Raw genomic sequence first — 25,434 nt, 5'->3', positions numbered from 1 at the left:
GCATTGTAGGGCCTTAAATCAAAAGATCGCAGCCTGCGGCAACTCCTACAGAGAACGCGTTCCCCTGTGAGCTGCCGAAGGCTGCGATCTTTTCAACTTAAAACGCGAAGCACGAACAGCCAAACGCCCCCCAGAACCCGCGAAAGTCACTCACTGGAGCATTCGATAAACGCGCCCGTTCGTGACTGTGCGCATGCACCGCGCAAGCCCCGACGCATTGATGAACCTGAGTCGTCAGCGGTGCCGATGGCTTCCAGTGGCCGGGCACCTTCGCCACGGGCGACCACTCCGGCACCACGGGGATGGGCGGGGGGCCGAGTTTTTCGAACTCGTTACTGGCGTAGACAACCTTGCCATCGACAAGGGTCAGCACCGATTCGATACCCTTGATGTCTTCGGTTTCCATGTGGAAATAGTCGGCCGACAGCGCGATCAGGTCAGCCAGTTGCCCAACCTTGATCTGGCCCTTCTTGCCTTGCTCGGACGAAAACCAGGCGCTGCCGTGGGTAAATAGCTCCAGCGCGGTGTCACGGCTCAAGCCTTGTGGATACAGCGCCAGGCCGCCGACAGTACGACCGCTGACCAGCCAGTACAGTGAAGTCCACGGGTTGTAGCTCGACACCCGCGTCGCATCCGTGCCCGCGCCTACCGGTACGCCCTCGGCCAGCATGCGTGCAATGGGCGGGGTGTGCTCGGCAGCCTTGGCGCCATAGCGGTCGACGAAGTACTCACCCTGGAAGGCCATGCGATCCTGGATGGCGATGCCGCCGCCCAGTGCTTTGACCCGCTCGATGTTCTGTGGGGTGATGGTTTCGGCATGGTCGAAAAACCACGGCAAGCCGTCGAACGGAACGTCGCGGTTGACCTTCTCGAATACATCGAGCATGCGGCTGATGGATTCGTTGTAGGTGGCATGCAGGCGAAACGGCCAGCGTTGTTCCACCAGGTGGCGTACCACCGGTTCCAGGTCTTGCTCCATGGAAGCGGGCAGGTCCGGGCGCGGTTCAAGAAAATCTTCGAAGTCCGCCGCCGAGAACACCAGCATTTCCCCGGCACCGTTGTGCCGCAGGAAATCGTCGCCCTGGCCGTAGCGCGAGGTGCTGGTCCAGTTCTTGAAATCGGTCAGCTCTTCCTTGGGTTTCTGGGTGAACAGGTTGTAGGCGATGCGCACGGTCAGTTGCTGATCCTTGGCCAGTTGCTGGATGACCTGATAGTCGTCCGGGTAGTTCTGATAGCCACCGCCGGCGTCGATCGCGCTGGTGACACCCAGGCGATTGAGTTCGCGCATGAATTGCCGGGTGGAGTTGACCTGATACTCCAGCGGCAGTTTCGGCCCCTTGGCCAGGGTTGAATACAGAATCATGGCGTTGGGCCGGGCGATCAACATACCGGTGGGGTCGCCGTTGGCATCGCGCTGGATTTCACCGCCCGGCGGGTTCGGCGTATCGCGGGTATAGCCCACCACTTTCAGCGCGGCGCGATTGAGCAGCGCACGGTCGTACAAGTGCAGGACGAACACCGGTGTGTCGGGCGCGGCCTTGTTCAGTTCGTCGAGCGTGGGCAGGCGCTTTTCGGCGAACTGGAATTCGTTCCAGCCACCGACCACCCGTACCCACTGCGGCGTGGGTGTGCGGTCGGCCTGATCCTTGAGCATGCGCAGGGCATCGACCAGCGACGGCACGCCTTCCCAGCGCAGCTCAAGGTTGTAGTTGAGTCCGCCCCGGATCAAGTGCAGGTGCGAGTCATTGAGGCCCGGAATCACCGTACGCCCGTGCAAATCGATGACTTGCGTGCCAGGGCCTTGCAGGGCCATGGCCTGGGCGTCGCTGCCAACCACCACGAAGCGCCCGTCCTTGATTGCGACGGCACTGGCCTGGGGTTTCTTGCGATCGACGGTGTGCAGGCGTCCGTTGTAGAGAATGAGGTCGGCGGGGGTGTCTGGCATGGTTTTACTCCCTGCGAACAGCGGGCTGATCCAGGCACCGAGGGCGCCTGCGGACAGGCCTTGGAGTACATGGCGGCGGTTGACGCCGTTGTGATCCTCAGGTGGGCTCATGTCAGTGCTCCGCGCAACGTGAGTTGAGGGTAAACGCTTACGGCAGCCGCATGCGGCCAGATGGAATATAGACGGCAAATCCGCAGGTAGCCGTTTTCAGGCGCGCAAAACGACGAATCCCGCCACAAGGGGCGGGATTCGTTTGCAGCCAGGGACGCTTGCGCAAGTCGCAAGCGGCTCGCTTAGGCCGGGAACAGCTCGGACAGTTTCATCGCCAGCATCATGTCGCCTTCAGCGCGCAGCTTGCCGCCCATGAACGCTTGCATGCCGTCGGTTTCGCCGCTGACGATGCCTTGCAGGGTTTCGCCGTCCATCACCAGGGTCACCTGGGCGTCCGGGTTTTCGCCTTCCAGCAATTCACAGGTGCTGTCCTTGACGACCAGCGAAAAGTTCTTGGTGTCGTCGATGCGGAAACCGAAGACCAGGTCCAGACCGGCAGCAGCGGCTGGGTTGAACTTGGCTTTCATTGCTTGTACGGCATCAGCTACGGAGGTCATGGTTTGATCCTTTTTTTGGTAATAAGAGCTGGGTGATTACAGCCAGGGTCACAATAGTCCGGACTCAGCGAAACGTGATGAGTTCCGGGGCCTTCAACAGCTGCAGGTGTGCATGACTGTTGAAGGAAGCCAGGGCCACTTCGCGACCACGGAATTTCAGGTGGTTGAGCGAGGTGTTAACGATTTGCCAGTTCAATTCAAAAGCCTGTTTGGCAGGCATTTGCGTAATGAGGTGGAGCAGGGCGGTGATGGTGCCGCCAGAGGTGAATACGGCGATTTTCTGGGTGTTGTCGGCTTGTTCGAGGATACGCTGCAAGCCGGCCTGCACGCGTTTGACAAACCCCAGCCAACTTTCCAGGCCCGGCGTGTCGTAGGTGCCGGTGAGCCAGCGTTCGATGATCAGGGCAAAGATACGCTGGAACTCGCCACGGTTCTGTGCGGCGTTGCGCAGGATGTCCAGCGCTTGCGGCTCGTCCGCCAGCATGGTAGGCAACAGCGCGCGGATCACCGCGTCGGCGTCGAATTCATTGAACGCGCTATCGGTCTCCAGGATCGGCACCGGCAGGCCCACCGCGGCGTATTGTTCAAGCGCGCTATTGGCCGTATGTTGCTGGCGGCGCAGATCGCCCGACAGGCACCGATCGAAGCTGATCCCGAGTTCGGCCAGGTGCCGACCGAGGATTTCTGCCTGGCGGATACCGGTGGGCGACAGGACGTCATAGTCGTCTGCACCAAAGGAGGCCTGGCCATGTCGAATCAAATAGATACTGCCCACGTCCGCGTCATCCCGGTACGTTGAAGGTTTGGCGAGGTTATGGGGATGACGGTGAGCTGTCAATGAAAAAACATACGCTTGTTTGAAATGCTCGTTACAGGCCTGTTGCCAGAGGTTTCACGGCTGGTAGCAGGAGCGGCGCATGGGTATGCTGGTGGTATCCCGCGCGCTTGCATGCCGCGCAACGTTTAAGGAGTCCCCGTGGAGTTTTTGTCCGAGTACGCCGTTTTCCTGGCCAAGACCGTGACCCTGGTGATCGCCATCCTGGTGGTGCTGGCCAGCTTTGCGGCCTTGCGCAGCAAAGGTCGACGTAAATCAGCCGGCCAGTTGCAAGTCAGCAAACTCAATGATTTCTACAAAGGGTTGCGCGAACGCCTGGAGCAAACATTGCTCGACAAGGACCAGCTCAAGGCCTTGCGCAAGACCCAGGCCAAGACCGAGAAAAAACAGAAGAAACAACCCGACGCCAAACCCCGGGTATTCGTGCTGGACTTCAACGGCGACATCAAGGCCTCCGCCACTGAAAGCCTGCGACACGAAATCACCGCGCTGCTGACCCTGGCAACGCCCAAGGACGAAGTGGTACTGCGCCTGGAAAGCGGTGGCGGCATGGTCCACAGCTATGGCCTGGCCTCCTCGCAACTGGCGCGCATCCGTGATGCTGGCGTGCCGCTGACGGTGTGCATCGACAAGGTCGCGGCCAGCGGCGGCTACATGATGGCCTGCATCGGCGAGAAGATCATCAGCGCGCCGTTTGCCATCCTGGGCTCGATTGGCGTGGTGGCGCAGTTGCCCAACGTCAATCGCCTGCTGAAGAAACACGACATCGATTTCGAAGTCCTGACCGCCGGTGAATACAAGCGAACCTTGACCGTGTTTGGCGAGAATACCGAGAAGGGCCGGGAAAAATTCCAGGAAGACCTGGACATCACTCATCAGTTGTTCAAGAACTTCGTTGCCCGCTATCGCCCGCAACTGGCTATCGACGAAGTGGCTACTGGTGAAATCTGGCTCGGTATTGCCGCGCTGGACAAGCAACTGGTCGATGAACTCAAGACCAGCGACGAATACCTCGCCGAACGGGCGAAAAAATCGGAGCTTTACCACTTGCACTACGCCGAACGCAAAAGCCTGCCGGAACGAATTGGCATCGCGGCCAGCGGTTCGGTTGATCGCGTGTTGTTGAGTTGGTGGAGCCGGTTGACCCAGCAACGCTTCTGGTAACGTTCAACGTTTTTAAACCAATGAAACCGTGGTAATCGCCACGGTTTCATTTTTTTTGGCTTTCAGAACGCTTTCCGTCCCCAAGCAGCGAAATTTCCTATCGCCACTGTCAATCGCTCCCGCTTTTTTGGGGGAGTGGGTCGAGTAGGGTGGTGGTCCTGAAATGACTGCAACGGAATGCACCATGAATGAACTATCTCAAGATGATGCCGGCCTATCCCCGGTGTCGTCCCTGCAACTGCGCGATGAACTGAAAAATGTCGTGGACATCGCGCTGCCGCAATCCCCCAGCCAGTTTGGCGAGCGCTTGATCAAGGATAAGTGGGGGGCGGACGTCGACCCGCAGACGACCTTGCTGGTGACGCTTGATTACCATTACCAAGGTCACCCTGCTCAGGACGGTATCGAGCAGGGACAAGTGGCGAGCTCGCAATCATTGCTGCAAGCGCTTCTGGCCAATGACCAGATCGTTGGTGATGGACGTTTTGCTGAAACGGCCTTCGGTCTGTACACACCACCGGACATCGGGCCTTGCGTGCGGATTGTCGAGCACGTCGATGAATTCGCCAATCATGGCAGCGGCAATCATCAGACGTACGAAGGCATTTATCGCCCAACGGTTCCACAAACCTATGGCCCGCTGACCCAGATCGACTTGAGGCCGGCGGATTTCAAGCGATGGGTATGGGAACTGGACCTGCGGGAACGCTATAAAACCTATCTTGATCACGCCTGGCCGTCGGACCAAGTGCTCGCGGCTGCCAGTCCTTACCCCTTGAGAACGTCGACCAAAGCGGCATTCGTCATGGCGGCGTGGTTGCAGCGTAAGGAACAGCGCTTGAGCGAAAAGGGCCTTGCCCTGGCGATGCAGGCAGCCGGTTTGCCAGCGGATCAGTCCTGGGAAACCCTGGTGATCGAACAGCTGCAAGCACCCACCCGGATGCCGCTGAAAGTCACGGCGAGCCGCCTGAAGCTTTATCGCTATACCGCGTCCGATATTTGGATGTTTCGCGAGGCAGCCAGTGATCGGCTGCTGATGTACCTCCCGGGTAATTCCTCGCCGCTGCATGAGTTCACCAACGTTTCGCAGTTGCACCAATGGGTGGTGAGACAGGGCAGCGCCAACGACACGAAACAGGCCTTGGCGTCTCACTTCAGTGAGGTTGATCGCCAGGATGGCACTTTCCATGCGGGCGTGCTGACCGCGATGGACGGCATGGCGATGTACCCGAAAGCGCATCGGCTGACCAACAATGCCGGTTTCTTCAACAACGATGGTTATTGGGATCCGGCCGACTACATCGGCTTTGACGATCAGCCTCCAGCCACCGATCCGTTCGCACAGCTTGTGCTGGGGATGAAGCAGGCTGCGCGGGACAGTGCCGCCACCATTCGTGACGACGCACAGGTCAATCGCGACAATCTGAGTGCCGTGGTCGAACCGATTGTCCAATGGGTCAACCAGTTTGGTCCGCTGGCGGTATTTGTACCCGGCGGCGAGGGGGTGTTGGCCCTTGCAGGACTCATCGACGCCGGTTATGGCCTGGATCAGGCCATCAACGGAGATACACCCGACAAGCGTTCGCAAGGTATCACCCGCACGGTATTCGGCGTGCTCAATGCGCTGCCGCTGATTGCAGAGGCGGGGTCGATCAGCCACGAAGGGGCTGGGGAGACGGGCGTGGCCAAGGCACTGGAAGGCAGTGGCGCACCGTCGAAACCTTCTGAGGCGGCGTCGGAATTGTCATTGCCGGCGCGTACCGAGCTCCTGCGTGGCGTGGGTGTCCCAGCAGGTACATTCAGTGACGAAGTGCTGGCACAGATTGGCAGGGTCAGCGCAATCGACGATGACATGCTGCGCCTGATGCAGGCAGGGCGTGCGCCGACTCCGTTACTGGCCGATACCATCGCGCGCTTCAGGATCGATCAGGAAGTAGCAGGGCTGGCTGACTCACCTGCCGCACGTGCCGAGTTGTTCAATCATCGCTATCAGGCACTGCAAAAGACAGAGAACGAATGGGTGCGGTTGTTTCAACGGCAATATCCCGATTTACCCAAAGGCGCCGTGGAACAGATGCTTGATCGTTACGGCGTCGATCTCAAGGCATTGCCGGATATTTCCGAAGCGAAACGGTTGTTCAGCCAGTTGGACAGCAAGGCTCGCCAATACCAGCAACATGTACGTCTCAATCGTGCCTATGAAGGTCTGTATCTGCGCTCGATCGTCAATGGCGAGTCGGATAGCCTGGCCTTGCACTCATTGAAGAACGTGCCTGGTTGGCCTGCGGGAATACGAATTGAAGTCCGCTCTATCGGTGGTCGACTCCTCGATCGTAGTGGTCCACTGGATACTGCCGATTTGCGAACAGTGATCAAGTCCGGCGAACGCTATCTTCACAATGACTTGTCCATTCAGCCGGCCATGGCGCCAGATTTATATGAGGCTGTTGTCGAGATTCTGTCCGCGGACGAGTGTTCAGCATTGGGGCTGACGTCCAAAAGCCCAGCGGCTCAATTGAGGCTCAAGGTCAACGACCGGCTGTTATCCCGTTCAGAATTGGCGCTTGGCCTTGCCAGAATGGACTCGAAGCTTTCCTTCGAGCCGCAGGGCTTAAGAGGGGGAGCATTTCCGGATACTGTTCAAAATGCCGAGTTGATTCATCATGCGATGAGATTGCAGCTTAAGGAGATCTACCCGGAATTTTCCAATGAAGACGCTGATTTAATGTTGCAGCGGCTTGGTAGCGATTGCCAGGCTCATATCGACAGCACAAAACTGCAACTGCAGCAGCTGCATGTGGACATGGATACGTGGTTTCTTCAGGTCTCGGTTGATGTCTACGATACGGATATCCCTTTCTTGCGAGCCGAGGATCCTGAGGCTGAGGGAATGACAGTCCGGGAAATCACATTACATAATTTCGATTTACTGCAAACTACGATGTCGAGCGAGCTCACAATCAGGCAGGAACTGGCTGATGAATTGGTTGCAATCTTTCAAAAGCGCGATCCTCACGAAAGTAGCCACTATTCAGGGAGTCATGACCAAGGTTTCAGCATGAACATGCGTAATGAAGACTTTCATCGATTGCCAGCGCTCAATGTGCGATTCAATGATGTCGTCGAATTGGATCTTCAACACTTTCACTTGATTGAAAGGGAAACGCTTAACGGGTACATCGAGCGCTTTCCCAACTTACGGGTGTTGAACCTGCAAGATACCGACCTGCGATTACTCTCCCTTGATGGCCAAATGGAGAGCGTTCTGCCCCCGGTGATTCCTCAGTTGCAGCACCTCACTTCTCTGAACTTGCAGTCCACTCAACTGACGTTTAGTGAAAATACGGCAGGGCAACTGAGTCAGTTGGTGAACCTGCAATCGCTGGATCTGAGCGACAATCCATTGGGCATCCCTCCGATCGTGTTGGGAATGAACCAGTTGCGAACTCTTAATTTGAGCAATACCCACATTACGAGCTGCCCGATCGGGATCGGGGATCAGCCATACCTGACAAGCCTGGATCTAAGCGAGAACCAGATTCGGCGTGTCCCGCAGGCAGTGCTAAATCAAGCGATCGCCCCGGACAGGGTGTTGCTGTGGAATAACCCGTTGACCGATGAGGACACATTGCAAAGGCTGGTCACCCATCGTCAGCAAACGGGCATCAACCTGTGGTTGAATGCGCCAGGTCCTGAGTATGCGGGTCCTGCGGCCTGGCTGACCGGTATGGAGGCGGGGCAGCAAGGTCCAAGGCTTCAGGTCTGGAATAGTGTGGCGCTCAAGACTCGCGGCAGGAGGCTGCTAGGGACCATGAGTACATTGACCCTGACGCCGGATTTCGTAGTCAATTATCCGGAACTTCAGGCAAGGGTATGGCAGTTGCTATCGCAAGCGGATGCTTCAGATGAATTGTGGGGGCGATTGACCCTCAATCCTCCGATGCCGGAAGGCGCCTTCAATAACCCGTTCGCGGTATTCACCGTATTGGAAAACCGTGCAAGGCTCCATGCGAACTGGGTGGCGATGGGGGAGCCGTTTCCGGTCGGTGAAGATTAACCATGGCAGGAGCTAACTTGTTCATGAAGGTGTGTACTTGCCACCGATTTACAGCAAAGGGAGTAAAGTTGCGGTCAGGAAGCAAACATATTCTGTACTTATTATAATGTTGTCTGGTTATAAAATTTGTTTAGACTCTCTAGTATATTAACAGCAGCAAGGAAGTTGCATCATGAGTGAAAGTAAGTACCGAGGCGATCCACGGGAGCTTGCCATTTTTGAAAGGCTACTGCCGCAAAGTGGTATGTTTCTGGTCGACGAAAGACTCGGTAAGGATTCATCGGTTATCTATCGTTCGAGAAACAATGAAATTGAAGCGGCCTGTATCAAGCGCCATCGACCCAGCCAGTCAAAGCCGGACTTCAGCGTGTACATAGAAGGTGACTACTGGGGAAATATGAATGGGAAGTTGTTTGAGGATGTGCCCGCACTGGCGTACGCACTCAAAAAAAGGGGCCTGACGCAAGTCGAGTTCTGAGTTATCTGCTGACGCAAAAAAAGCCCTGACTCCGTATGGAGCCAGGGCTTTTTATTTTGTTCAACGGCGACGGAACAACGGCAGCGGTTCGTCGGTGGCAGCCTGGTAGGTTACCGAGAAGTCCTTGAGACCTTCCAGGGCTTCGTACGGGTCTTTGTCGGCGCGAATCGCGAACGCATCGAAACCGCAGCGATGCAGGTAGAACAACTGGTCGCGCAGCACGTCGCCAATGGCTCGCAGTTCGCCTTTGAAACCGTAACGGTCACGCAGCAAACGGGCGTTGGAGTAGTTGCGGCCATCGGTGAAGGCCGGGAAGTTCAGGGCGATGACCTGGAATTGCGCCACGTCTTCACCGATTTCCTCGGCTTCTTCATCGGCATCGAGCCAGATGCCCAGGCCACCGTCGCGGGCCATGAGCATACGGCTGTGTTCGCGCCACAGCTGCAACGGAACGATGTAGTCGTCGCAATTAGTGATCTCATCGATGCTGAAATCCTTGGGCAGCAAGTGCCAGGTTTCGTCGACGACTTCGTTGTTCTTAATGATTCGCTGCATAGACGCGCTCCTTGAAGAGGTCGATGCCAATACGCTGGTAGGTGTCGATGAAGCGTTCGTCTTCGGTACGTTGTTCGATGTACACGTCGATCAGCTTCTCGATCACGTCAGGCATGGCTTCCTGGGCAAAGGACGGGCCGAGGATCTTGCCCAGGCTGGCGTCGCGGCTGGCGCTGCCACCGAGGGAAACCTGATAGAACTCTTCGCCTTTCTTGTCCACCCCGAGGATGCCGATGTGGCCGACGTGGTGGTGGCCACAGGCGTTCATGCAACCGGAGATGTTCAGGTCCAGTTCGCCGATGTCGAACAGGTAGTCCAGGTCGTCGAAACGGCGCTGGATCGATTCGGCGATCGGGATCGACTTGGCGTTGGCCAGGGAGCAGAAATCGCCACCCGGGCAGCAGATGATGTCGGTCAGCAGGCCGATGTTCGGCGTGGCGAAACCTTTCTCGCGCAACTCGCCCCACAGGGTGAACAGCTTGTCCTGCTCGACATCGGCCAGGATGATGTTCTGCTCGTGGGAAGTACGCAATTGACCGAAGCTGTAACGGTCGGCCAGGTCGGCCACGGCGTCGAGCTGCTTGTCGGTGATGTCGCCCGGTGCAACGCCGGTCGGCTTCAGAGAAAGGGTCACGGCCACGTAGCCTGGCTTCTTGTGCGCCAGGGTATTGCGCGCGCGCCAGCGAGCGAAGCCTGGGTGCTGCTGGTCGAGTTCGGCCAGGGCGGCGGACTGGTCGTCCAGCGCCTTGTAGTCCGGGTCGACGAAGTGTTTGGCGACGCGATGCACTTCGGCTTCGGTCAGCGTGGTCTGGCCACCGCGCAGGTGTTCCATTTCCGCGTCGACTTTCTGGGCGAAGACTTCAGGCGTCAGCGCCTTGACCAGGATCTTGATGCGCGCCTTGTACTTGTTGTCACGACGACCATAGCGGTTGTAGACCCGCAGGATGGCGTCGAGGTAGCTCAACAGGTCTTGCCATGGCAGGAATTCATTGATGAACGAGCCAACCACCGGAGTACGGCCCAGGCCACCGCCGACCAGCACCCGGAAGCCCAGCTCGCCAGCGGCGTTGTGCACCGGCTCCAGGCCGATGTCATGGACTTCGATGGCGGCACGGTCGGAGGTCGACCCGTTGACGGCGATCTTGAACTTGCGCGGGAGGTAGGCGAATTCCGGGTGGAAGGTGGTCCACTGGCGGACGATTTCGCACCACGGACGCGGATCGATCAGCTCGTCGGCAGCGACACCGGCGAACTGGTCGGTGGTGACGTTGCGCAGGCAGTTGCCGCTGGTCTGGATCGCGTGCATCTGCACGGTGGCCAGTTCAGCCAGGATGTCCGGGATGTCTTCCACGGCCGGCCAGTTGAACTGGACGTTCTGCCGGGTACTGATGTGGGCGTAGCCCTTGTCGTAGTCGCGGGCAATCTTGGCCATCATTCGCACCTGGCGCGACGTCAGCTGGCCGTAAGGCACGGCCACCCGCAACATCGGCGCGAAGCGCTGGATATACAGGCCATTTTGCAGGCGCAGGGGGCGGAATTCTTCTTCGCTCAGCTCGCCTGCCAGATAGCGTCGGGTCTGATCACGGAACTGCTTGACGCGGTCCTCGATGATCCGCTGATCGTATTCGTCGTATACGTACATATAAGTCCTGTTCTCAGGCTTGGGTCGCTCGGATACAGCTGCGTTTTTTGCTTGCCGCAGTCCAAGAGCCTCTGCAATTCTGCGCGCACGGCCGCGCACTCCTTAGGGAGCCGGGGCAAGATACCAGTTTGTAGTTATGCGCAAAAGTGATGTTTGAGTATATGTAAAGAACCAAAAGGACTAATGAGAATCGTTGTTGCAATGTCCCTGTTTGTGGTGCGGGGAATCGTCGTCTTTACTGTGATCGAGTCTTTCTGCAATCACCGATAAAACCGACAAGAGGCGATGCAATGAGCAACCCAACCAAAGCACGGAAAAGCGACAGTTCGGTCGATGCCTGGGCAATTCTGTTCCTGATCATCCTGGTCGTCGGCACTGCGGTATTCTGGGTCAGTCACCAATAAACCAACCCGTCCGGGTCTCTGCCGACGCTTGTCGGTTCGCTGGCTGTCATGCGCGGCGAATTTTCCGGAGGCCCGGGACGATCAATAGCGAAGTTTTCTACGCCGTTCGACATCCGTTCAGGTCGCAACGCTGATGGCTCATGCCCCGGCTAAAAGCAGCACCAACTGCACGATGCCGTACAGTGTCATTGCGAATACTGCCGTGAACAAGATCCCCAGGATCACAAAATGGCTGGGTTTGCCGTGAGTGAAGTCCCGCGCCCGGTTTTTCCCGCTCTGCACCCCGAACGCCGCCGCCATGACGCTGTGGAGCATCTGCCAAAACGTGGGTGGCTTGTTATCGACTGGATCGTCCATAAATCCCTCTTCAGCAAGGTGTGAGATCTCAGCATAGCCAAACAAACTGCCCGTTTCCCCCCTATAAATATGTACCGCCATGCCGCCGGATGGCCGTGGTGTCCTGATGCGCTCTCAATCGAGCATCAGGAGCAACATCATGCCGGACCCTTCCATACCCGCTGAGCCGGGATTTCACGTTCCGTTTATCAAGAGCCGCCTTCCCGACTGGACGCGTCACCTGGTCACCCCCCATCTCCAGGCCATGACACAGGCGCGCAATCCAGCCCAGCGATTCATCAAGGCGTCCCCTGAACTGTATGCCAAGGCATCCCTGGCATTGCGCCAGGCCTTGCTCGACAGTCAGGCACAGAGCAACGCTTCCAGCCAGGCGCTGGCCACGACCCTCAAGGATTTCAAAGGCATCACCGAGTTCGCCAAGCCATTGCTGACGGATGCGTTGCAGAAAAAATTCGGTCAGGCGCCGGATGTCGTCAACACGGCGCTGTTTCATATGCGTTCGCCCAACCTGGCCGAAGAGCAGTCGTTGTTGCAGGCGGCGCTGCGAAACTTCGAAGAAAATGAGCCTTTCGACGGCGTTGCCCTGCAGGAGACCAGCGCGCTGGCGCCGGTGGGGGCACTGGAGCAGCATCTTTACGACGAACGCACCCAGTATCCGTTTGCGAAGGTGCGCTACAGCCTCCGTGACAAGTTGTCGATCAAGCCCGCGGCGTTCGCCAGCCTGTGCCGGGAACTGGACGTGGGCAAGCAGTATCAGGACCATCTGACGGCGGTGTTCGATGCGCCCGACAAGGCTGCGACGGTACGCCAGCAGACGATTGCGGCGGACAAGCAACGGATGCGCGTGCAGGCGCATATCGCTCTGATGAGGTCGGACATTGACACCGCAGACCATGCCACGGTGTTGGCGATGCTCGACGGTACCTCGCAGGAACGAATCGATGGCGAGTCAGTCCTCCACAGTCGGGTGGAGGTGTTTGGCTCTAAATTGAATGACGTGCTGATTATTGGCGCTGCATCGCGCAAAGTCAGAGCGACCCTGCAAAATCCCTGGCTCTTTCTTCTGCCGTTCACACCCGAACTGGCCAAACTGGTGCCTGATTCACGAGTCATCGTCTACATTCCAGGCGATCCCATCAGCCCCCTCAAGGCGTATGCCTCGGGCCGCGAGTTCGCCCGTGACCTGGCGATCAAACTGCGTTCCGTCAGTTACCAGCGGTTCTTTGCCGGCTTTGTCGCGCAAGATGAGGCCGGTCGTTTTTTCCACCGGCTCAAGCGCCAGCTCAAGGTCCAGAAATGGGACCCGGCTCCGGTTTATCCCGGCCCACCCTATGCGCCGGGCGCATTCCTCAATGGCATGTATGTCGAGGTGTGGAACGAGAATGTCGACTTGGGCATGGATGAAAGCTTCATTGATGGCGAAGTGTTCGCAGCCCGTTATGAGTTTCATCTGGCCAGAATGAAGTCCAATGCCAGGCTGTTGGCCATACCCACCGCCGAGGTCGACCACGAAGCCTGGATGATGCGACTCCAACACTATGCCGAATGGGGGTTGAGCGTCTTGAACGTGGCAGCCTTTTTCGTGCCGGGACTGGGTGAGGTCATGCTCGCCGTCACCGCCGTGCAACTGACCTACGAGGTTTACCAAGGGGTGGAGGCGTGGAAAGAGGGGGACGCCGAGGAGGCCTGGAGCCATCTCACGTCAGTTGTGCAAAACGTAGCCTTCATGGCCGTGTTGGGCGCGGTAGCCAGCAAGGCGCCGCCGATCATCAACTCGCGGTTTGTCAGCAGGATGACCAGGATCACCACGCCTTTTGGTGAGCCGCGTTTGTGGAGTCCCGACCTGGCCCCCTACAAGAGCAGTGTGTCTGTGGAGGGGCTCGAGCCGAATGCATTGGGGCAATACAAGGTCGGGGACAAGACCTGTATTCGATACGAGGGGAATGTCTACGAAAAGAGCTTCGACCCGGCGCTGAAAAAATGGCGGATCCAGCACCCCAGCGATCCCCAGGCCTATCAACCGATCTTGCGGCATAACCAGCTCGGCGCCTGGCAGCACACGCTTGAAAGGCCGCTGGAGTGGGACCGCCCAACGTTGTTGCGCAGAATCGGGCCACAGATGGACGTTTTTTCGGATGCGCAGTTACAGCAAATTGCCGAGGCCAGCGGGGTCAGCGATGATGCGTTGCGCCAGATGCACATCGATCTCCAGCCACCGCCGCCGCAATTGGCCGAGACCATCAGATCGTTCAAGGCTGATCAACAAGTGCAGCAGTTGATTGATCAGATCCGCAACGGCGGTGACCTGGGCAGTGCTGGCGAGGCTGTCGTACCGCTGGCTGTTGGGCTGCCGGACTGGCCCGTCGAGGAGGTCCTGGAAGTCTTCGAGGGACCGGAACCCCGGGGGGCGTCGCAGCGCTTCGGTTCAGCGTCGGCAAGCAACAATGTAAAGCCCACGATCAAGATCACTCGAGCCGAAGTGCAGGCCGGAAAATTGCCGGAACGTATATTAGGGGCGCTTGACGAGCCACAAATCACCCGGTTACTCGGCGCACGTAGCGCACAACAAGACGCGAACCGCGTGCAGATGTTCAGGGACAGCCTGGCCAACCGCGCCCTGGATAGCAAAAAGTCCCTGGTCGACCGACTGCTCGCTGGCCAGCAGACGACGAATACCGATATTCAACGACTGCAGCGCAGTTTCCCTACGTTGTCGCCGGAGGGTGCGCGACAGGTGCTGGGCAATGCCAGTGCCGCCGAGCTGGCCCAATTGCGCAGCAGCACAAAAATACCCTTGCGCCAGGCGCAAGAAATTCGTGTCCATTTACAGCAGGGCGCTCTCAACCGGGCGCTCTGCGGTTTGCATCTGGAGAGCATGGCGTCTGTGGCCAGCGATCGCCTGGCGTTGCACAGCCTGGAGCAATGGCCCGGTTGGTCGATGGATATGCGCGTGGAGCTGCGTTCCGGCTCGATCAAGGGCCCATTGCTGGACAGCGTTGGCAGCGACAGTGCGACGTTTCGCAATTACCTGGTCAAGGGCGATGGCTATTTTCGCGCATACGACGCCCAAGGCAGGCCTCTCAACAACATCCCCGCCCATGGCCGCAATCTCTATGAATCGCTGCTGGAGTTCTTGCCCAACGCGACAAAGGCAACCCTGGAAGGTCATCAGGGCCAGGCCTTGCAAAGAAAACTGGCGAACCATGCCAGCACTCATCGCAACGACATGGCGCTAATCTTGAAACAGCGCCCGTTGAATGGCCCCGGGCCATCGCTGCGTTTGCCCAATGGCCGCCTGGGTTACCTGGCCAGTGGTCGTGGTGTCGGCTTTCATGATGCTGCATTGGTCTCCAGGGTCCGCGACCTTTACCCGAACATCTCCGATGCGCAAGCCAGCCAGTTCGTCAGAAACCGCCTGAGCGCGGGGGACACCGACCAGCAAGTGTTCAATCTGTTGAACAACCGTCAGCGGGAATTCGACGCATTGGAAACCGCAGTGAACAACTGGGTCGACGCTGTCGTGCCGGCCCCTGCTGGTGGGCAGTCACGCCGGGTGATCGCCGATCGGCTGATCCATTGCTGGCGCTATGGTCTTTACCGAGAGTTTGAGCCCGCTTTCCATCTGAATTTAAGCGGTGCTGACACGTTGCCGGAGTGGAAAGCCGATTTCTCCCATGTGCGTAGTGTGCAACTGGACACTGGGCAGCTAATCGGTAACTCGGGCAATGAACTGCTTCAGCGGTTTCCAAAGATCAAAAAGCTGGATCTCTCCGTGGAAGTGCGGGATATGGCGGCTCTGGCGGAAAAACTGCCTGAATTGACAGAGATTACCGAGCTCGCCGTTGATGGCGCATCGCAGACCTATACGCCGCAGTTGGTGCAGGCGCTACAGGGAATGACGCAGCTGGAGCAGCTGTCGCTCAAGGGCGATATCGGTGTAATGGACTTCGGCACGCTGACGAATCTGCGGTCCTTGAGGTTGGCGGGGAATTTGACCGAGTGGCCGACCGGGGTGTCGGGCCTGAACAGGCTGGAAACCCTCGATCTACAGCGAATGCCGATCAAATCGCTGCCTGACGAGTTGTTCAGTGGGCGGGAGTCGATATGGCGTTGCCTGCAGCTGGATTGGGCGGCCCTGGAACCGCAAGCTTTCTTGAAGGCCTTTGAGTATGTGCATGAAAACCCGGCGCATCTGGTCAACGAGCCACAAATGATTGCCCAGTACTGTGCAGGACGTTTGTCGAAGCTGGCACCCAATGATTACACCTTTGCATCAGACGCAATGGCGCGTTTCAGTCGCGACGGGCTATCGGGACGGGCATTGCTGGAAAAGGTTGATGCACTGCACGAGCAGCATCTGGCTTTGACTCAGTCATTGGACGCCTGGAAGGGCAGGGTTGTGCGGGTCGATGGCCGGCAGATGGAGATCGCGCACCGTGAGCTGATCGCTGAAAGAATCGGCGAGTCCGCTCGCAAGGGGCTGCGTGCACGGTACTTCCCCGCTGAGCCTGTAGCGGGTCCGTCGTGGTGGCAAGGTGATGCAGCGAATGAAGTGTTGGACCTGACGGGGTTTGGGCCGCTGGGCGATTTACCCGAGCTCGGCGATTCGGCCTTTCCCCATGTGCGCAGCTTGATCCTCAGTGGCAGCGGGCTTTCGACCGTGCAGGTCAATGAGTTTCTGAGTGGATTTGCGCAACTGCGTTCCCTCAATCTCAGCACCAACCAACTGACCGGGCTGCCGCAAGCCATTGATGCGCTCGGAGAGCTCAGCGAGTTGAACCTCTCATTCAATCAGATAAGGATCACGGCTTCAGCGCAAGCGCAGTTGAACCGCTTGCCTCACTTGAAAACGCTGAACCTGGCGTACAACCGACTCGACGCGCTTGAGGTCGGTTCGATGACCGGCCTGCAGAGCCTGGACCTGAGTCATACCCATCTGCGTAACTGGCCCGAGGGCGTGTTGTCATTGCCCAACCTGCGCCGTCTGGCCCTGAATCACAGTGGCATTACCGACATCCCTGCCGCAGCCTTGACCGGGCATGATCAGCTGTTGGCGGGAACCTCGCTGCAAGGTTGCCGGCTGAGCCCGCAAGCAGTGACGGCGGTGCGTACATACGCGCAACGCACGTCATCCCTTAACCCGATGGCTATTGCGCCAGTGCACCTGTCGGCCGGACGAACCGGAGGCGATCCGGAATTCTTTCCGGATGAAGTATCGGAGCACCCGGACTTTTTATTGCCTTTGCATCTGGAGCCCGGCGAAGGTGATTTGCCCCGGACCGCAGCCTCCAGACTGCAGCGCCTTGATCCTCAGCTGGGTGATACGCAAGCCGTTGAACGGATCGACGCATGGCTTGCCCAGGGTATGACTGCCCTGGAAATTGAAGCCCGGCTGGTCGAGTGGCAGCAACAGCAGACGCAATTGATCAAGCATTTGAATGACTGGATCGATGTTCCGGCCGTTCGCAGTCGCCAGGGTTGGGTCAGCGCGGTAGACCGCCGCCGGGCGGCTGACCAGCTTCTGGAGTGCTGGCGAGCCACCTTGCGAGATGTTCCCGCGGCCGAGGGAACACCGACCGATGCTGTGCTTGATTTCACCGGCCTGATCATCGGCGACTTGCCGGCCTTGCCGGTCACGTTCGAGCAGATCGGTGCATTGGACCTTAGCGGTGTCGGGCTCACGGAAAGTTCGGACGCGTTCCTGCATTCGTTTCCGCGGTTGCGTAGCCTGACGCTCAATCGCAACGGCCTGGGCACCTTGCCTGAGGCTGTGGGGCAATGTGAACACCTCACCCGGTTGAGCGCCACGTATAACGATCTGCGTGCCAGTGATGAGTTGTCGCGCCAGTTGCGTTCGCTGAGGCATTTGCAATGGCTGGACTTGAGCGAGAACCGCATTGCCAGCTTTGATGTCACCGGTCTTGAGCAGTTGCAAGGGCTGAATCTGAGCAACAACAATCTTTGGGAATGGCCCCAGGGGGCATTGGAAGCGCCGGCGCTGACGACCCTCAACCTGAGTCGCAACCATATAGAGGCAATTCCTCCCGCTGCCTTGCTGCCTGAGCACGCTACCTTGATGGCCGGCACCAACATGACCGACAACGTCGATCTGGAACTGGAGGACATGTTACGACTGCAGCAGTACATGGAGGAAACGGGCGTTGGCTTGGGGTTTACCTCGCAAGAGATTGAACGACTGCTCGAAGGCTACGGGCCTGAATCGGGCGACAGTTTCGAGAGCTCTGATGAGGAGGTTCATCCCGACCATGAGACGCCGCAAGTACAAAAGGCGCGGTGGTTTGCCGGCGTGGCGGCAGACTCGGAAAAACACCAGATGTGGAGTGCCTTGATGGAGCAGGACACCACCCAGGACTTTGCATACATTCTCTCGCAACTCCAGCATGCCCGGGACTTTGTCTCCGATCGCGTGGACCTCACGCAGCGCGTCTGGCGTGTCCTTGAAGCCGCTTATGGCGATCAAGCGCTGAGCGAACGGTTAATGGTCCTGTCGAAGGCACTACGGAGTCGCGCGACCTGTGGTGACGGTCGGATACTGTTGTTCAACGAGCTGGAAATCGAGGTCTATGAGTTCAATGCCTTGAAGGCCATTGCCCCGGAACACAAAGGTCGCGAGCTGTTGAAACTGTCGAGAAACCTGTTCCGCCTGGCGCAGGTCGAGGAGATTGCCAAAACCCGTATCCAGCTCAGGCCCGCTATCGATCCTGCCGAGATTCGCCTGGCCTTTCGAATCGGCCTGTCTCAGCGTCTTGAATTGCCCAGCCAGCCCAAAGGCATGGTGTACGAGAGCTTGGCGCAGGTGACGCCAGTGGATCTGGACGAAGCGTACGCAATGATCCTCGCCGAGGAAAAGACGCCGGTGTTCATCGAGCAACTGACCGCGCGTAAATACTGGCGAGACTATCTGGAGGAGAAATACCCTGGGGAGATTACCAGGGTGCAACAGGATTTCCAGGACAAGGTCAGTGAGCTGGAGGATAAATACCCGGAGCTCAATACCGCCTACCTGCAGGAGGTGGACGCCCTGGATACCGTCAATAAAGCCAACCGCCTGCAACTGCTGACCACACTCAGCGAACGTGAGGTAGCCGAGTTGGGCGCACAGGCCTGATCGTCAGCCGGCAACGCTCTGGAGTCAGCACAGGTCTGCCTCCAGAGCCCAAGGCTCGGATCAATCAGTTGTCATACCCAAGGTTGGGCGCCAGCCAGCGCTCGGTGACGCTCAACTCCTGACCTTTGCGCGACGTGTAGCTCTTCACCTGGTCCTTGTCGATCTTGCCCACGGCAAAATACTGCGCCTGCGGATGGGCGAAGTACCAACCGCTGACCGCCGCCGCCGGGAACATCGCATAGTGCTCGGTGAGGAACACGCCGCTGCGGCCGGCGCGCATTTCACTGGCCTCAGGGTCGAGCAGGGCGAACAGGGTGCTTTTCTCGGTGTGATCAGGGCACGCCGGGTAGCCCGGGGCAGGGCGGATGCCGCTGTATTGCTCCTTGATCAACGCCTCGTTGTCGAGCGTCTCGTCCTTGGCGTAACCCCAATAGTCTTTACGCACCTGTTGGTGCAGCCACTCGGCGCAAGCCTCGGCCAGGCGGTCGGCGAGGGCCTTGACCATGATCGAATTGTAATCGTCGCCAGCGTCCTGGTAAGCCTTGGCCACCTCTTCGGCACCGATGCCGGCGGTGGTGATGAAACCGCCCACGTAGTCGGTGACTTCGCTGTCCTTGGGTGCGACAAAATCAGCTAAGGAGAAATTCGGCTTGCCGTCGGTCTTGATGATCTGTTGGCGCAAGTGATGCAGCTTGGCCAGGGGCTTGCCGTCATCGCCGTAAAGTTCGATGTCGTCGTCGCGTACCTGGTTGGCCGGCCAGAAGCCGAACACCGCTCGGGCGCTGATCAGCTTCTCGTCGATCAGTTTGGCAAGCATTTCCTGGGCATCGGCATACAACGCCGTAGCGGCTTCACCGACCACTTCATCCTGGAGGATGCGCGGGAACTTGCCGGCCAGGTCCCAGGAAATGAAGAACGGCGTCCAGTCGATGTATTCGGCCAGGACTTTCAGGTCGATGTTGTCCAACACCTTGGCGCCGGTAAAGGTCGGCTTGACCGGCGTGTAGGTGCTCCAGTCGAACTGAGGTTTCTTGGCGATCGCCGCCGCGTAGCTCAGGCGTTCGGTACGGGCGCTGCGGTTGGCGGTGCGCTCGCGCACTTCGATGTATTCCTCGCGGGTTCTCTCGACGAAGCCGGCCTTCAGTTCCTTGGACAGCAACTGGGTCGCCACGCCGACAGCGCGAGAGGCGTCGGTGACATACACCACCGCATCGTTGCTGTACTTGGGTTCGATCTTCACCGCCGTGTGCGCCTTGGACGTGGTGGCGCCACCGATCATCAACGGCAGGTGGAAATCCTGGCGCTGCATCTCGCGGGCCACATGGACCATTTCATCCAGCGATGGCGTGATCAGGCCGGACAGGCCAATGATGTCGCACTTCTGCTCCTTGGCGACCTGCAGGATCTTCTCCGCCGGTACCATCACGCCTAGGTCGACGATGTCGTAGCCGTTACAGCCCAGCACCACGCCGACGATGTTCTTACCGATGTCGTGCACGTCACCCTTCACGGTGGCCATGAGGATCTTGCCCTTGGCTTCCGGCTTGTCGCCTTTTTCCAGTTCGATGAACGGGATCAGGTGCGCCACGGCTTGTTTCATCACCCGGGCGGATTTCACCACTTGCGGCAGGAACATCTTGCCGGCACCGAACAGGTCGCCGACGATGTTCATGCCGGACATCAGCGGCCCTTCGATCACTTCGATCGGGCGGGCGAAGGACTGGCGCGACTCTTCGGTGTCTTCGACGATGTGCGTGGTGATGCCCTTGACCAGCGCATGCTCCAGGCGCTTGTTGACGTCCCAGTTGCGCCACTCTTCGGTCTCGGCTTCCTTGACGCTGCCATCGCCCTTGTACTTGTCGGCGATGGCGAGCAGGGCGTCGGTGCCTTCAGGGGTGCGGTTGAGGATCACGTCTTCAACGGCGTCGCGCAGCTCGACAGGGATCTGGTCGTAGATTTCCAGCTGGCCGGCGTTGACGATGCCCATGGTCAGGCCCGCGCGGATCGCGTACAGCAGGAACACCGAGTGGATCGCCTCGCGCACAGGGTTGTTGCCGCGGAACGAGAACGACACGTTGGACACGCCACCCGAGGTCAACGCATAGGGCAGTTCGTCGCGGATGTAGGCACAGGCGTTGATGAAGTCCACGGCATAGTTGTTGTGTTCTTCGATGCCGGTGGCCACGGCAAAGATGTTCGGGTCAAAGATGATGTCTTCCGGCGGGAAGCCGACGTCATTGACCAGAATGTCGTAGGAGCGCTTGCAGATCTCTTTCTTGCGCGCTTCGGTGTCGGCCTGGCCGGCTTCGTCGAAGGCCATCACTACCACGGCGGCGCCGTAGCGCTTGCACAGCTTGGCGTGGTGGATGAACTGCTCGACGCCTTCTTTCATGCTGATCGAGTTGACGATACCCTTGCCCTGGATGCACTTGAGACCGGCTTCGATCACTTCCCACTTGGAGGAGTCGATCATGATCGGTACGCGGGAGATGTCCGGTTCACCGGCAATCAGATTGAGGAAGGTCACCATGGCCTTCTTCGAATCAAGCATCCCTTCGTCCATGTTGATATCGATCACCTGGGCGCCGGCCTCAACCTGCTGCAGGGCGACTTCCAGGGCTTCGGTGTAGTTGTCTTCACGGATCAGGCGGGCAAACTTGGCCGAGCCGGTGATGTTGGTGCGCTCGCCGACGTTGACGAACAGCGAATTGCGATCGATGGTGAACGGCTCCAGGCCCGAGAGACGGCAGGCCTTGGGGATTTCCGGAATCTGGCGTGGCGCATAGCCAGCCACGGCCTTGGCGATGGCTTCGATGTGGCCCGGGGTGGTGCCGCAGCAGCCGCCGACGATGTTGAGGAAGCCGCTTTGGGCGAATTCCTCGATGACCTTGGCGGTTTGCGCCGGCAGTTCGTCGTACTCGCCGAACTCGTTGGGCAGGCCGGCGTTCGGGTGCGCGGAAACGTGGGTGCCTGCCTTGTTCGACAGCTCTTCGAGGTACGGGCGCAGTTCGCTGGCGCCCAGGGCGCAGTTCAGGCCGACCGAGATCGGCTTGGCGTGGGCCACGGAGTTCCAGAACGCTTCGGTGGTCTGCCCGGACAGGGTGCGGCCAGAGGCGTCGGTGATGGTGCCGGAAATCATGATTGGCAATTCGATGCCCAGTTCTTCGAACACGCCCTGCACGGCAAAGATCGCGGCCTTGGCGTTGAGGGTGTCGAAGATGGTTTCGATCAGGATCAGGTCGGCGCCGCCCTCGATCAGGCCTTTGGTGGCCTCGGTGTAGTTCTCCACCAGTTCATCGAAGGTCACGTTGCGGTAGCCCGGGTTGTTCACGTCCGGCGACAAGGAACAGGTGCGGCTGGTCGGGCCGAGTACGCCGGCAACGAAACGCGGCTTGTCCGGGTTCTCAGCGGTTTTGGCATCGGCGACCTTGCGCGCCAGGCGAGCGCCTTCTACGTTCAATTCGTAGGCCAGTTCCTCCATGCCGTAATCGGCCATGGAAATCCGGGTGGCGTTGAAGGTATTGGTTTCCAGGATATCGGCACCAGCATCCAGATAGGCTTTCTCGATGCCACCAATCACGTCCGGGCGCGTCAGCACCAACAGGTCGTTGTTGCCTTTGACATCGCTCGGCCAGTCGGCGAAACGTTTGCCACGGTAATCCTGCTCTTCGAGCTTGTAGCTCTGGATCATCGTACCCATGCCGCCATCGAGAATCAGGATGCGCTCTTTGAGGGCGTGCTTGAGGGCTTGGAGGCGAACGCTGCGATCGGACATTGGGACTACTCGGAAAGACCATGACGAAGGGCCGGGATGATAGCAAACCTGTGCGCTTTTAGAGCATGTCCGGGTTTTTCATGAATATCGCTCATGTTGGTGTGGCGTCCAGCCCGGTAGAATCGCGGCGTTTTCTAAAGGATCGGGACCAGGGACATGTCGTATCGCGTCGTCATCGCCAGTGTGTTGATGTTTTTGAGCTGGGGCGCGTCCGCGCAAAGTCCCGCGATTTCCCCTGCAATCTCCTACACCCGCGATGTACAGCCAATCTTTACCGAAAAGTGCGTGGCCTGCCATGCCTGCAACGACGCCCCCTGTCAGCTCAATCTGGGCAGCGGCGAAGGTGCGGCACGTGGCGCGACGAAAGTCCCGGTGTACGACGGTGAACGAAGCCAGGCTGCTGCGCCGAGCCGACTGTTCTATGACGCGTTCGGCAAGCGGGCCTGGCAACAAAAAGGCTTCCAGTCGGTGCTCGACGCCCAGGGCAATCAGGCGGCATTGATGACGCGCATGCTTGAGCTGGGTCATACCAATCGCCTGCAACCCAATGCCAAATTGCCCGAGGACATCGTCCTGGGCCTCAATCGCAACAATATGTGCGCCTTGCCTGCCGAGTTCGACGGTTATGCCAGCGCGCATCCCAAGGAGGGCATGCCCTTGGCGGTCACCGGCCTGACCGACCAGCAATACCAGACGCTGCAACGCTGGCTGGCCTCGGGTGCGCCGATCGATGAACAGGCCCTGGTGCCCAGCGCGAAGGAAGCGTTGCAAGTGGTGCAGTGGGAGAACCTGCTCAACGCACCGGGCGCGCGACAGAGTCTGGTGGGGCGCTGGTTGTTCGAGCACTGGTTTCTCGCGCACCTCTATTTCAAGGACGGCGAGCCGGGGCATTTCTTCCAATGGGTGCGATCTCGCACGCCGACTGGCCAGCCCATCGACCTGATCAACACCCGTCGGCCGAACGACGACCCCGGCACTCAGGTGTATTACCGCTTGCGGCCGGTGCAGGGCGTGATCGTGCACAAGACGCACATCACTTATCCGTTGAGCGCGGCGAAGCTGGCCCGGGTCAAAAGCCTGTTTTACAACGGCAATTGGCAGGTCAACGCCTTGCCGGGCTACGGCCCGGAACGCCGGGCCAATCCGTTTACCACCTTCGAAGCGATCCCGGCCCAGGCGCGTTATCAATTCATGCTCGATAACGCCGAGTATTTTGTGCGCACCTTTATTCGCGGCCCTGTCTGCCGTGGGCAAATCGCGACCGATGTGATCCGCGACAACTTCTGGGCGTTGTTCCAGGCACCGGAACACGACCTCTACATCATCGACCCGAACTACCGCGGCCAGGCGACGCCGTTGCTGGCGATGCCGGGGCAGAACGACGACGTTGGCAGTGTCCTGAGCCTGTGGCACGACTACCGCGACAAGCGTAACGAATACGAAGCCCTGCGCCGGGACAGCTATGCCGATCTGCCGGCGCCGAGCTGGTCGAGCCTGTGGGCGGGCAACGACAACGCACTGCTGAGCATTTTCCGCCATTTCGACAGCGCCGCGGTGACCAAGGGCCTGATCGGCGATGTACCGCAGACGATGTGGTTGTTCGACTTCCCGCTGCTGGAGCGTACCTACTACCAGTTGGCGGTGAATTTCGACGTGTTCGGCAATGTTTCCCACCAGGCCCAGACGCGCTTGTATTTCGACCTGATCCGCAATGGCGCCGAGCAGAATTTCCTGCGCCTGATGCCGGCCGACTCCCGGGAGGGCTACCTCGACGATTGGTACCAGAACAGCGGGAAATTCAAGATGTGGCTGGACTATGAGGCCATCGATGACGACACGCCGACCGCACTGAAGCTCGATGAGAAGGACCCCAAGCGCGACTTCGCCATGCAGCTGCTGGCACGCTACGGCGAGCTGAACGCCACCCCTGATCCGATCAACCGCTGCGACGGCGCGTATTGCTCGCGGCCGAACATCGACCCGGCGCTGCAGGCCACCGAGCAGGCGTTGAGTCGCCTGGCCTCACGTCCGGCGGCAGGCCTGCGGGTCATCGATCAACTGCCGGAAGCGACCATGCTGCGCGTCGAAACGGCGAGTGGGCAGCGAGTGGTCTATAGCCTGCTGCGCAACCGGGCGCACAGCAACGTGGCGTTCCTGCTGGGTGAGTCGCTACGGTTTCAACCGGGGCTGGATACGCTCACCATTTTCCCGGGCGTACTCAGCAGTTACCCGAACTTCATGTTCAATATTGCCGCCGATCAGGTGCCTGAGTTCGTCGATGCGATGGAAAACGCCAAGGATGCCGAGCGCTTCGAGAAAATCGTCGAGCGCTGGGGAGTCCGCCGCAGTCATCCGCAGTTCTGGCAGTACTTCCATGACCTGAGCCGCTATATCCACGAAACCGAGCCGGTGGAAGAGGGCGTGCTGGACATGAATCGCTACGAGAACCTGTAATCACGCTTAACACCCGTAGGAGCTGCCGCAG

At 58.9% G+C, this 25,434-nt stretch carries 12 protein-coding genes; 5 read left to right on the top strand and 7 right to left on the bottom strand.

Annotation, left to right across the window (positions count from 1 at the left end):
- Nucleotides 1-97: 97 nt before the first annotated feature.
- From PG5_RS21155 to PG5_RS21145, 3 genes are all read right to left on the bottom strand, one after another.
- Nucleotides 98-1,945, bottom strand: coding sequence for an amidohydrolase (locus tag PG5_RS21155; RefSeq protein WP_033044395.1), 1,848 nt, complete (start codon nt 1,943-1,945; stop codon nt 98-100).
- 293 nt (nt 1,946-2,238) lie between these two features.
- Entirely contained in the window at nt 2,239-2,553 is a 315-nt protein-coding gene (locus PG5_RS21150) for an SCP2 sterol-binding domain-containing protein (RefSeq protein ID WP_008059234.1), read from the bottom strand.
- Nucleotides 2,554-2,617: 64 nt separating this feature from the next.
- Entirely contained in the window at nt 2,618-3,328 is a 711-nt protein-coding gene (locus PG5_RS21145; protein ID WP_020799153.1) for a histidine phosphatase family protein, read from the bottom strand.
- A gap of 201 nt (nt 3,329-3,529) precedes the next feature.
- On the opposite strand from PG5_RS21145, the gene sohB reads away from it, so the two are divergent.
- The 3 genes from sohB to PG5_RS21130 all read left to right on the top strand — a co-directional run bounded on the left by sohB (nt 3,530) and on the right by PG5_RS21130 (nt 9,087).
- Nucleotides 3,530-4,552: a protease SohB gene (gene sohB / locus PG5_RS21140; RefSeq protein ID WP_020799152.1), complete on the top strand. Its 1,023-nt coding sequence runs from the start codon at nt 3,530-3,532 to the stop codon at nt 4,550-4,552.
- A gap of 184 nt (nt 4,553-4,736) precedes the next feature.
- Nucleotides 4,737-8,609, top strand: a complete 3,873-nt coding sequence (locus tag PG5_RS21135) for a dermonecrotic toxin domain-containing protein (RefSeq protein ID WP_020799151.1) — start codon at nt 4,737-4,739, stop codon at nt 8,607-8,609.
- A 172-nt stretch (nt 8,610-8,781) separates the two neighbouring features.
- Entirely contained in the window at nt 8,782-9,087 is a 306-nt protein-coding gene (locus tag PG5_RS21130) for a hypothetical protein (RefSeq protein ID WP_020799150.1), read from the top strand.
- A gap of 60 nt (nt 9,088-9,147) precedes the next feature.
- Here the strand turns inward: PG5_RS21130 and PG5_RS21125 are convergent, their stop codons facing one another.
- The 3 genes from PG5_RS21125 to PG5_RS21115 all read right to left on the bottom strand — a co-directional run bounded on the left by PG5_RS21125 (nt 9,148) and on the right by PG5_RS21115 (nt 12,045).
- Entirely contained in the window at nt 9,148-9,642 is a 495-nt protein-coding gene (locus PG5_RS21125; protein ID WP_020799149.1) for a DUF934 domain-containing protein, read from the bottom strand.
- The gene (locus PG5_RS21120; protein WP_020799148.1) at nt 9,626-11,284 is read right to left on the bottom strand and encodes a nitrite/sulfite reductase; all 1,659 of its coding nucleotides are present in this window, start codon (nt 11,282-11,284) and stop codon (nt 9,626-9,628) included. Before PG5_RS21120 ends, PG5_RS21125 begins: the two co-directional genes overlap by 17 nt.
- A gap of 542 nt (nt 11,285-11,826) precedes the next feature.
- Nucleotides 11,827-12,045 (bottom strand): DUF2970 domain-containing protein, encoded by a 219-nt coding sequence (locus tag PG5_RS21115; protein WP_020799147.1) that lies wholly within the window; start codon nt 12,043-12,045, stop codon nt 11,827-11,829.
- Between the two features lie 139 nt (nt 12,046-12,184).
- Between PG5_RS21115 and PG5_RS21110 the strand changes: the two genes are divergently transcribed.
- Nucleotides 12,185-19,174: an NEL-type E3 ubiquitin ligase domain-containing protein gene (locus PG5_RS21110; RefSeq protein ID WP_020799146.1), complete on the top strand. Its 6,990-nt coding sequence runs from the start codon at nt 12,185-12,187 to the stop codon at nt 19,172-19,174.
- A gap of 64 nt (nt 19,175-19,238) precedes the next feature.
- Here PG5_RS21110 and metH read toward each other — a convergent pair whose 3' ends face one another.
- Nucleotides 19,239-22,949, bottom strand: coding sequence for a methionine synthase (metH, locus tag PG5_RS21105; protein ID WP_020799145.1), 3,711 nt, complete (start codon nt 22,947-22,949; stop codon nt 19,239-19,241).
- A gap of 156 nt (nt 22,950-23,105) precedes the next feature.
- Between metH and PG5_RS21100 the strand changes: the two genes are divergently transcribed.
- On the top strand, nt 23,106-25,403 hold the full coding sequence (locus PG5_RS21100) for a fatty acid cis/trans isomerase (protein WP_020799144.1): 2,298 nt from the start codon (nt 23,106-23,108) through the stop codon (nt 25,401-25,403).
- The last annotated feature ends 31 nt before the right edge of the window (nt 25,404-25,434 follow it).

The organism is Pseudomonas sp. G5(2012) (assembly GCF_000408945.1).
Lineage (GTDB): Bacteria > Pseudomonadota > Gammaproteobacteria > Pseudomonadales > Pseudomonadaceae > Aquipseudomonas > Aquipseudomonas umsongensis.
Note: the sequence above shows the minus strand (reverse complement) of the source record. Positions and strands in the feature narration are given on the sequence as shown.